Annotated in this window: 12 protein-coding genes; 9 read left to right on the top strand and 3 right to left on the bottom strand. The window is 38.6% G+C overall.

The genetic code is table 11. The features are described 5' to 3' along the window. Positions 1–22: 22 nt before the first annotated feature. Positions 23–598 (bottom strand): MarC family protein, encoded by a 576-nt coding sequence (locus tag DEU42_RS14635; protein ID WP_114759054.1) that lies wholly within the window; start codon positions 596–598, stop codon positions 23–25. 113 nt (positions 599–711) lie between these two features. Between DEU42_RS14635 and DEU42_RS14640 the strand changes: the two genes are divergently transcribed. From DEU42_RS14640 to DEU42_RS14675, 8 genes are all read left to right on the top strand, one after another. Further along, positions 712–1,299, top strand: a complete 588-nt coding sequence (locus DEU42_RS14640; protein ID WP_114759055.1) for a DUF3109 family protein — start codon at positions 712–714, stop codon at positions 1,297–1,299. 243 nt (positions 1,300–1,542) lie between these two features. Beyond that, a complete protein-coding gene (locus DEU42_RS14645) occupies positions 1,543–2,520 on the top strand; it encodes a ribonucleotide-diphosphate reductase subunit beta (RefSeq protein ID WP_114759056.1) in 978 nt (325 codons plus the stop codon). 87 nt (positions 2,521–2,607) lie between these two features. Next, the gene (locus tag DEU42_RS14650; RefSeq protein ID WP_114759057.1) at positions 2,608–5,031 is read left to right on the top strand and encodes a ribonucleoside-diphosphate reductase subunit alpha; all 2,424 of its coding nucleotides are present in this window, start codon (positions 2,608–2,610) and stop codon (positions 5,029–5,031) included. Positions 5,032–5,114: 83 nt separating this feature from the next. After that, positions 5,115–5,621 carry an RDD family protein gene (locus tag DEU42_RS14655; RefSeq protein WP_114759058.1) on the top strand — a complete coding sequence of 169 codons (507 nt, stop codon included), beginning with the start codon at positions 5,115–5,117 and terminating at the stop codon, positions 5,619–5,621. A 1-nt stretch (position 5,622) separates the two neighbouring features. Further along, positions 5,623–6,135, top strand: a complete 513-nt coding sequence (locus DEU42_RS14660) for an RDD family protein (protein ID WP_114759059.1) — start codon at positions 5,623–5,625, stop codon at positions 6,133–6,135. Continuing rightward, complete coding sequence (locus DEU42_RS14665; protein WP_114759060.1) at positions 6,122–6,346, top strand: hypothetical protein; 225 nt, start codon at positions 6,122–6,124, stop codon at positions 6,344–6,346. Before DEU42_RS14660 ends, DEU42_RS14665 begins: the two co-directional genes overlap by 14 nt. Before the next feature lie 20 nt (positions 6,347–6,366). Beyond that, positions 6,367–7,077 (top strand): AAA family ATPase, encoded by a 711-nt coding sequence (locus DEU42_RS14670; protein ID WP_114759061.1) that lies wholly within the window; start codon positions 6,367–6,369, stop codon positions 7,075–7,077. Positions 7,078–7,133: 56 nt separating this feature from the next. After that, positions 7,134–8,474 (top strand): deoxyguanosinetriphosphate triphosphohydrolase, encoded by a 1,341-nt coding sequence (locus tag DEU42_RS14675; RefSeq protein ID WP_114759062.1) that lies wholly within the window; start codon positions 7,134–7,136, stop codon positions 8,472–8,474. A gap of 50 nt (positions 8,475–8,524) precedes the next feature. Here the strand turns inward: DEU42_RS14675 and DEU42_RS14680 are convergent, their stop codons facing one another. Further along, positions 8,525–9,088 (bottom strand): heavy-metal-associated domain-containing protein, encoded by a 564-nt coding sequence (locus DEU42_RS14680; protein ID WP_114759063.1) that lies wholly within the window; start codon positions 9,086–9,088, stop codon positions 8,525–8,527. 112 nt (positions 9,089–9,200) lie between these two features. Between DEU42_RS14680 and DEU42_RS14685 the strand changes: the two genes are divergently transcribed. After that, positions 9,201–10,067, top strand: coding sequence for a DMT family transporter (locus DEU42_RS14685; protein ID WP_114759064.1), 867 nt, complete (start codon positions 9,201–9,203; stop codon positions 10,065–10,067). A 109-nt stretch (positions 10,068–10,176) separates the two neighbouring features. On the opposite strand, the gene DEU42_RS14690 is transcribed toward DEU42_RS14685, so the two are convergent. Further along, a partial coding sequence (locus tag DEU42_RS14690) for a T9SS type A sorting domain-containing protein (protein ID WP_147278134.1) occupies positions 10,177–10,584 on the bottom strand: 408 nt, incomplete at its 5' end.

Raw genomic sequence — 10,584 nt, forward strand, 5'->3', positions numbered from 1 at the left:
TGTGAAATTAAACAATATAATTCTATACGAATAATTGTTTAACATTCGCAGCAAATAATTTAACAGCTATCGCAAGTAATATGACACCGAATACTTTACGTATTACTCCCAGTCCGTTATTGCCTAATGCACGTTCTATGCGGGATGACGACTTTAGTACTATGTAAACAACGATTACATTTATTACTATTGCTATTATAATGTTGATTTTTTCATATTCAGCTCTTAGGGATAAGAGTGTGGTCATGGTTCCGGCGCCGGCAATTAAAGGGAAGGCTATAGGTACTATAGATGCCGTGCTTGGATTGTCTTCTTTATAAAGGCGTATGCCTAAGATCATTTCCAGCGCAAGGAAGAAAAGTACAAAAGATCCTGCTACGGCAAATGAACTTGCATCGATGCCTATTAGTTTCAGGATCTCTTCTCCCACAAAAAGGAAAACGATCATGATGATCATGGCTACTATTGACGCTTTCTCCGATTGGATATGTCCCAGTTTATTGCGAAGATCTACTATAATAGGAATACTGCCTACTATATCTATTACTGCAAAAAGCACCATGCTTACGGTAAAAATTTCTCTCCAGTCGAAACCCATAAGTTCAGAATTTATTTAATCGGCAAAATTATTCTTATTATTTAACAGTTACAAGCTATTTATGAGGATTTTGGCTACTGGTTGTTTTCCTAACTTTTAGTTACCTTTGCGGCATGTTTCAACTGGGAAAAACAATAGTGTCTGAGGACATACTGGAAAAAGAGTTTGTGTGCAATCTTTCGGCATGCAAAGGAGCTTGTTGTGTAGATGGCGATGCCGGAGCACCACTTAATGAGGAGGAAACCAAAATACTGGAGGCTATTTATCCGAAAGTAAAACCGTTTTTGAGAAAAGAGGGTATTGCTGCGATAGAGGCTCAGGGAACATGGATTACCGGAACTGATGGCGATCTTGAAACGCCGCTAATTGATAATAAAGATTGCGCCTATGTGATCTTTGATGGAAAAACTGCGCTTTGTGGTATTGAGCAGGCCTATAATCAGGGAATTATAGACTGGAAAAAGCCTGTTTCCTGTCATTTATATCCTATAAGGGTAAAAGATTTTACTGAATTTGCTGCGGTAAACTACGATAAGTGGGATATATGCAGTGATGCCTGTTCACTTGGAAAGGAACTCGAGGTACCGGTATACAAATTTGTAAAAGAAGCACTGGTTCGCCGCTTTGGTGCTGACTGGTATGCTGAACTTGAAAAGGTGGCTGAAGAGTTGAAGGAAAATCCGGTTCAAAAGCGCCGCTAAGCCCTGTAAAACCTCTTTTTTAGAATATTTCTAAATAATTTTACGTATATTTATATTTTACAACATGTTAATTATCAATATGTTGTAAAAAGTTTATTGTGTTGTAGGAAAATTAAGTGTTGTTAAAAACTATAGCCAATTGTGAATAAGTTTGGCTTTCATTTTTTATTTCAAATGCCAATCTTTGTACTACCCCTTTCGACAACAACATCTATTTTATAATACTATAAAAGTCAAAACAATATGTCTGCAATTGAACCTATATTACAGGAAAATAAAAATCGTTTTGTGATTTTCCCCATTAAACACCATGATATTTGGGATTGGTACAAAAAAATGGAGGCGAGTTTCTGGACGGCTGAAGAAATCGATCTTCACCAGGATCTTAACGACTGGAATAATAAGCTTAGTGAAGATGAGAAATATTTTATTAAGCACATCCTTGCGTTCTTTGCGGCATCTGACGGTATAGTTAATGAGAATCTTGCTGAAAACTTTGTAAACGAGGTTCAGTATGCTGAGGCTAAATTCTTCTATGGTTTCCAGATTATGATGGAAAACATTCATAGCGAAACATATTCTCTTCTTATTGATACGTATGTTAAGGATGAGAACGAGAAAAATGAGCTTTTTCATGCTATCGAGGTGTTTCCTGCTATTAAGAAAAAAGCGGATTGGGCACTTAAATGGATAGAGTCTGACTCATTTGCCGAGAGGCTTATTGCTTTTGCAGCGGTTGAGGGTATCTTCTTTTCAGGAGCATTCTGTTCAATTTTCTGGCTTAAGAAACGTGGCCTGATGCCGGGGCTTACCTTCTCGAATGAGCTGATTTCCCGTGACGAGGGTGTTCACTGTGACTTTGCGGTACACCTGCACAATCACCACCTGGTAAATAAGGTGCCAAAAGAAAGGATAAAAGAAATTATTGTTGATGCATTAACTATAGAGAGAGAGTTTATTACAGAGTCGCTTCCGGTGAGTCTTATTGGAATGAACGCTGTTTTAATGACACAGTATCTGGAGTTTGTAACCGACAGGCTTCTTGTGGAGCTTGGTTGCGAAAGACAATATAACGTAGGAAATCCGTTTGACTTTATGGATATGATTTCGCTTCAGGGTAAAACGAACTTCTTTGAGAAAAGGGTTTCGGAATACCAAAAAGCGGGTGTTATCAAAAACGAGGGGGATTCACAAAAAATTAGTTTTGATGCTGATTTTTAATCAGTAAAAAAACAAGTACAAAAATCATCTATACGAATGTGAGGTTCGCGGGGGCGGGCTGATTATTAACCAAAAATTTATTGCCATATGTATGTAGTTAAAAGAGACGGAAGAAAAGAGCCGGTAATGTTTGATAAGATTACCGATCGTGTAAGAAAACTGTGCTATGAACTGAATGAACTGGTTGATCCGGTTAAGGTGGCAATGCGTGTAATTGAAGGCTTGTATGATGGGGTTTCCACATCTGAGCTTGATAATCTTGCGGCAGAGACTGCTGCTTCCATGACAATTACACACCCTGATTATGCTCAGCTTGCTGCGCGTATTGCGGTGTCGAATCTTCATAAAAACACTAAAAAGTCGTTCTCTGAAACGATGAACGACATGTATCATTATGTGAATCCAAGAACAGGGCAGGAGTCTCCACTTTTGTCTGACGAGGTGCACGCAGCAATTATGGCAAATGCTGAAGTACTGGATTCAACAATTATATACAACAGGGATTTTAATTATGACTATTTTGGGTTTAAAACGCTTGAGCGTTCTTACCTGTTGAGAATAAACGGACAGATTGTGGAAAGGCCACAGCATATGCTTATGCGTGTGTCTGTAGGTATTCACCTTAACGATATCCCGGCAGCTATAGAGACCTATGAGCTGATGTCTAAAAAATTCTTTACCCACGCAACGCCTACCCTGTTTAATGCAGGTACGCCTAAACCGCAGATGTCATCGTGTTTCCTTCTTACAATGAAAGATGATAGCATTGATGGTATTTATGATACACTTAGAAATACTGCAAAAATATCGCAGTCTGCAGGTGGTATCGGGTTATCTATACATAATGTAAGGGCTACAGGTTCTTATATCCGTGGTACTAACGGTACATCTAACGGTATCGTGCCGATGCTTCGCGTGTTTAATGATACTGCACGTTATGTAGATCAGGGTGGAGGAAAGCGTAAAGGTAGCTTTGCGATTTATATTGAGCCTTGGCATGCGGATATCTTTGATTTTCTTGACCTGAGAAAAAACCACGGTAAAGAGGAAATGAGAACACGTGACCTGTTCCTGGCACTATGGATTCCGGATATGTTTATGAAACGTGTTCAGGAAGACGGTACATGGACCCTAATGTGTCCTAATGAGTGTCCTGGGCTTTATGATGTTCATAGTGATGAGTTTGATGCGCTTTACCTGAAATATGAAGCTGAAGGAAAAGGAAGAAAAACAGTTAAGGCACGTGAGCTTTGGGAAAAAGTACTTGAATCTCAAATTGAGACAGGTCTTCCGTATATGCTTTATAAAGATGCAGCTAACAGAAAATCGAACCAGAAAAATCTTGGTACTATCCGTTCGTCAAACCTTTGTACAGAGATTATGGAGTATACTTCTCCAGACGAGGTTGCGGTATGTAACCTTGCTTCTATTTCATTGCCAATGTTTGTGGAGGATGGTAAATTTAATCACGATTTCCTATACCAGGTTACTAAGCGTATAACGCGTAATCTTAATAAAGTTATTGACAGAAACTACTATCCTGTTAAAGAAGCTGAGAATTCTAATATGCGTCACCGTCCTGTTGGATTAGGTGTTCAGGGTCTTGCGGATGCTTTTATCCTTATGCGTATGCCGTTTACAAGTGATGAGGCTAAAGCACTGAACCAGGAAATATTTGAAACGATCTACTTTGCTGCTGTTACTGCTTCAATGGAAATGGCAAAAGAAGAAGGGCCATACTCAACATTCCAGGGATCACCAATTTCTCAGGGTGAATTCCAGTACAACCTATGGGGGCTTAACGATAATGACCTAAGTGGTCGTTGGGACTGGGCTTCGCTTCGTAAAGAAGTTATGGAGCACGGGGTAAGGAACTCACTGTTGATGGCACCAATGCCTACAGCATCTACTTCTCAGATATTAGGAAACAATGAGGCGTTTGAGCCTTATACTTCTAACATCTATACAAGAAGGGTGCTTTCAGGAGAGTTTATCGTAGTGAACAAACATCTTCTTGAAGATCTTGTAAACCTTGGAATATGGAATGAAAGCCTTAAGCAAGAAGTTATGAGAGCTAACGGATCGATACAAAATATAGATATTATTCCTCAGGACATTAAAGACCTTTACAAAACGGTTTGGGAAATGAGCATGAAAGATATCATCGATATGTCGCGTCAAAGAGGTTACTTTATCGATCAGTCACAGTCACTTAACCTGTTTATGGAAGGTGCTACCTTCTCTAAGCTTACTTCGATGCACTTCTATGCATGGCAAAGCGGCCTGAAAACAGGTATGTACTATCTAAGGACTAAGAGTGCAGTTGATGCTATTAAGTTTACGCTTAATAACGATAAAAAAGTGGAAGAAGCTCCTGCACAGGCAGCAGCACCAAAAGCGGTTGCGGCGCCGGTTGAAGAAGTTCAGCCAATTGCAGTAAGCGAATTCCAGGCTATGCTGGAGCGTTCAAGAACTGCTGATCCTGAAGATTGTGAAATGTGCGGATCATAATAAAAATATTTCTCACATAATATAGAATAAGGAGCAATTGCTCCTTATTTTTGTTTTCTAACCAACCTTAATTTTTAATTATTATGTCTAAATCATTTGTAGTTGATAACGATTTGAGTGTTGACTGGTATATACGCCTGGCAAACGTTTTGATAGATATTGTGGCTATTTATATACTTGCGTTTGTATTATTTATATTCATTTATATACTCGCAGGTTTAGGCCTTGATGGCCTGGGTTTATGGCTGGAAGGTCTTTCTGATCGCGATTTTAATTTGTTAGGAGTAGGACTTATGATGGCCTATTATATGATAATGGAAATTACTACCCAGAGAACAGTAGGGAAATTAATTACAGGCACTATAGTGATTAGTGAAGATGGTTCCAAACCGGAGGCGAAATCAATAATTGGACGTTCGCTATGTCGCATTTTTACCATAGAGGCTCTTTCTTTTTTAAGAGCATATCCCAGGGGATGGCATGATAGTGCATCAGGGACTTATGTTGTAAAGGTGAAAAAATACAAGGAAATTATGGATGTATTGAATGTTAAAGATTCAATAGACCATATAGGAATACAAGAAATATAATATGCGAAAACCTTTTGAAATAACTTATGGCATGCTGGCAACCGGAAACAAACGGTTCCAGAATTTTATTATTGACAGTATTGTTACCACTCTGCTGCAAATTGGATTTGCCAAAGGGGGAGATATGCTTTATGGAATTTATGGAATAAAGGGTTTTCAGGTAGGTCCGCCTGTGTTAGGTAATATCAAATACACAATCTTAGCTCTCGGTATAAGTATAGTGTATTATGGCTTATTTGAGACTGTAAATATGCGTACATTGGGTAAATATATTACGAATACTATGGTTGTGAATGCCGATGGGACGAGGCCTGATAGCATGCGTATTTTCTTAAGGACATTATGCAGGCTGATACCGCTGGAATTCATTACTTTCTTCGGCAGGCGTCCGGTTGGTCTTCACGACGGACTTTCTAAAACACTGGTAGTTGATATTACGGCCTTCAGGGAAGCACAAATAAAACAAGCGAATAAAGAAAATAACGAACAAAATAGTAACGATGAGCAAGGATAAAAAAGGAGTGTATTCAGGACTGATAGAAAAGGATGAAAATGGTAATTATTTTTGCGGTCAATATCTGTTGGATTACCAAAGGGTAGAAAAGGATTTCAAGATAGGAGATAAGATTACCATCAAATCGGTAATTGATAACCCTAGTGATAAGAGTGTTGAGCAATATCCACAGAAATCGCGTGATTTCTTTTTGTTCAATCTGAAGAAATAAGCATTTAAAACAATAAACAGTTGAACGGATTATTTTTTACAGACAGGAGTGAGGTTGATATTAAAGACGTTGTCTTTAATGATGGAGTGGCTGTACAAATCGAACAGTTTTTAAAAGAATATCAATTTCGTGATATCCTTGAAAAATATGAGTTGCCGGTAAACAATAAAATGTTGTTGTACGGTAAAACCGGTTGCGGCAAGACCATGACAGCCAAAGCTATTGCCAAAGTGCTTGAAAGAAAGCTCATCGTGGTAAATCTGGCACAAATTGTTTCGTCTAAACTCGGGGAGACGGCAAAGAATGTCGCTACGCTGTTCAAAGAAGTGAGTTATCACGACGCTGTGCTGTTTTTTGACGAATTTGATACTTTGGGTCAGGTGCGTGAGCAAGATAGCCGTGATAGCAGCGAAATGAGGCGTGTGGTGAATGCTATTCTTCAGCTTATAGATAATTTTCCATCGAACTCGGTGCTGATTGCAGCAACCAACCAGATAGAAGCTATTGATGAAGCACTCATTCGTCGTTTTGAATTAAGGCTTGAATTTACTTCTCCTGCAAAAGAAGTGCTTGATAACTATTATGACAGGTTATTGGTAAAATACCCAGAAGAGTTTCAGGTTATAGAGCGTAAATACGATATCTCTTTTGCTGAAGCCAAGACAGAAGTGTTTACACAGGTAAAGAATAATATCATACAGGCCGAACTGGCCAAGTCAGGAATAAATTAAAATAGTAAGATTCAGGGAACCTGAAATCTAAAATCATAAATCTGAAATAGGATATGATGCAATGGGAACAGTTACTGTCATTAAAAAGACAGGGCGATACAGGCAAAAGGTTACGAAAGGAACAGGATGATACCCGTTTGGGTTTTGAGGTAGATTACGACCGTATAATATTTTCCTCGGCTTTTAGGAGCCTACAGGATAAAACGCAGGTTATTCCACTTTCTAAAACTGATTTTGTGCACACCCGCCTCACACATAGTCTTGAGGTTTCGGTGGTAGGCCGTTCGTTAGGGAGGCTTGTGGGTAAAAAGATATTAGAAAAGCATCCTTATCTTCAGGAAGTACATGGTTACCAAATGAATGATTTTGGTGCCATTGTTGCCGCTGCGGCATTATCGCACGATATAGGAAATCCGCCTTTTGGGCATTCGGGAGAGAAAGCTATAGGCGAATATTTTAAGACCGGAAGAGGGCAGATGTATAAAGACCAGCTGACTGATAAAGAATGGCAGGATCTTATCGATTTTGAGGGTAATGCCAATGGATTTAGTCTGCTTACGGCAAACCGTCCGGGTATTGAGGGAGGATTGCGTCTTTCGTATGCCACGCTTGGAGCCTTTATGAAATATCCTAAAGAGTCGCTGCCTAAAAAACCGACTCCTAATATTGCGGATAAAAAATATGGTTTCTTTCAGAGCGATGCTGCTTTCTTTCAGGAAGTGGCTAATGATTTGGGTTTAATACCTAATAAAACAGGTGATGATATCGGCTATGAACGACATCCGCTGGCATATTTGGTAGAAGCTGCAGATGATATTTGTTATACTATTATCGATTTTGAAGATGGTATAAATCTGGGTGTGATTTCGGAGGATTATGCACTGGAATATCTTATCAAACTGGTTAAGGATAACGTTCATGTTGAGAAGTACAAATCGCTAGTAACCAAAGAAGACCGTATAAGTTACCTGCGTGCTTTGGCTATAGGGAGCCTTATCAATGATGCGGTTGATGTGTTTATTGAAAATGAAGATGCAATACTAAAGGGTGAATATCCGTATGCGCTTACTGAGAAAGGTAAATATACTGCCCAGATGAATGATATCATTAAAATAAGCATAAAAAACATTTACCAGAGCAGGGAAGTGGTAGAGAAAGAGGTTATTGGTTATCGCATTATTAATACGTTGCTAGATACCTTCTGTACTGCTTACAATAATAAGTTTGATGGTTCAGATAGTAATTATGACAAATTAGTACTGAAACTGATGCCTGAGAAATTTATAACTGAAAAAATGAGTCTTTATGACAGGCTGCTTCATATCTGTCACTTTGTGTCTACATTAACTGATGGTAAAGCGGTGTTGCTTTATAATACCATAACAGGAGCTAAATAAAAAAACCTTCGCTGATGCGAAGGTTTTTAGTTTTATAAGAGAATGTAAGATTACATTGTTCCTTTTTCAGCTTTTTTGCCGGCAGAGCAGCATCCTCCTTTTTTCTCAGAACCACATGATGGTTTTGAGTCTGTTGAGCAAGAAGAACCTTCTTTTGATTTTTTATCAGTAGTTTTTTCTTTTTTCTCTGTCTTTTTTTCTTTCTCCTGATCTAAAGAGAAATAAGCTTTGTCACCTGAGTTTTTAACGTCAGATACTTTGTAAGCACCGTCAGCGATATGCTCTACAGTTTCAACAAATTTTTCAGGAGTTTGTTTCGCAGCATCAAAAGAAATAGTAGCTGTTTTAGCATCAAAATCTACTTTTGCCTCCTGAACGCCTTCCATGCCCGCAAGTTTGTTCTCGATTACTTTTGCACATCCTTCAGGACAGGTCATCCCATCAATCTTGAAAGTTGTAGTTTCAAGGTTCTCAGCAGTTTCTTTAGCGTGAGTAGTGTCGGTAGCTGTTCCTTCAGCAGGAGTTTCGATGTTGCCATCTTTAGAAGTGTCTTTACAGCTAGTGAAAAGTAAAGCTGCTAAAGCAAAAAATGAAAGTGTTTTAACTAGTTTCATAGTATGTTGTTATTTAATTTTAAAAGCTTCTCTCAAAAGAGTTTACAAATTTATACAAAAACGGTTTGCAACGCTGATTATTATGTTGGATTTTTGACCCAAAATAACAACCATGCAACAAAAACAACTTAAGTGGTACCTGTTGGGTTTGCTTTCGCTTATATGGGGAAGCTCATTTATATTAATCAAACGTGGACTCGAAGGCCTTAATCCGTTTCAGCTCGGGTCATTACGAATTATTTTTTGTGCTGTTTTTTTGCTTATCATTGGCTTTAGAACTTTAAAGACTATTCCGCAGGGACAATGGAAGTATATTGCGCTTACTGCCCTTATGGGAACTTTTCTTCCGGCATTTCTGTTCTCTATTGCACAAATGCAGATTAACAGTTCGGTTAGTGCCATTTTAAATTCACTTACGCCACTCAATACGCTTATATTGGGTGCAACGGTTTTTGGGCTGAGTTTTCAGCGAAGACAGCTCATAGGAGTGGTAATTGGGCTTATTGGGTGCGTATTGCTTATCTATAATGGAGCTATCAACAATCCTAATCAAAACTACTATTATGCAATTTTTGTAATTATGGCTTCTGTATGTTATGCTACCAATGTAAATCTTATAAAAAAGTATCTGTCTGATCTCAAACCACTGGCTATTAGTACGGGTAATTTTGCCGTGATGCTTGTTCCGGCGATACTTGTATTATGCTTTTCCGGCTTTTTTGATATTGCCACACTACCGCAGACCCACAGATCGATGATGTATATCGCTATACTGGCAGTGTTAGGGACAGGTATAGCAAATATTGTTTTCTTCAGGTTAATTCAGATGTCATCGCCTATTTTTTCATCTTCGGTAACCTATCTTATTCCTATTGTTGCTTTTGGATGGGGATTGTTAGACGGTGAATCGCTAACACCGGTACAAGGCCTGGGTGCGGCAATTATTCTTGTGGGGGTTTATTTTTCAGCAAGAAAATAGTTTGCTGAAGGCTTTATGAGATGGATTACATATCCTATATAAGAAAGGGGTTGTCACTAGTGACAACCCCTTTCGATTTTAATAGTAGAAAGTTTACTGCTATCTCAAATTATTGCTTTTTAATCACTTTAACTGTTTTCACAGTATTGCCTGAAGTTACATTAACGATGTAAGCTCCATCGGCAAGAGATGCCATATCAACTCTTACATCAGTAGCATTAGCTACCTGAGAGATAACTTTTTGACCTAATAGGTTAAATACCGTTATCGAAGTAATTTCAGATGAATAGGTAAGGTTAAGCACATCTTTAACAGGGTTTGGATAGTATGAGAATGCTTTCACATCAAATCCTCCTCTGTCAAGCACGATGTCAACTGTTACTGCAAATACACCAACACTTGTACATGTATCAATAGTTTGAGTCGCATAGTAAGTTGCTCCCTGAACAAGTTGTGTGTCAGGAGCAAGTGCATTAGTACCCGCCTGAGCATCCTCAAGAGTAGCATACCATGTTAC

This window comes from Flavobacterium sp. AG291 (genome assembly GCF_003350375.1).
GTDB classification, from domain to species: domain Bacteria; phylum Bacteroidota; class Bacteroidia; order Flavobacteriales; family Flavobacteriaceae; genus Flavobacterium; species Flavobacterium suzhouense.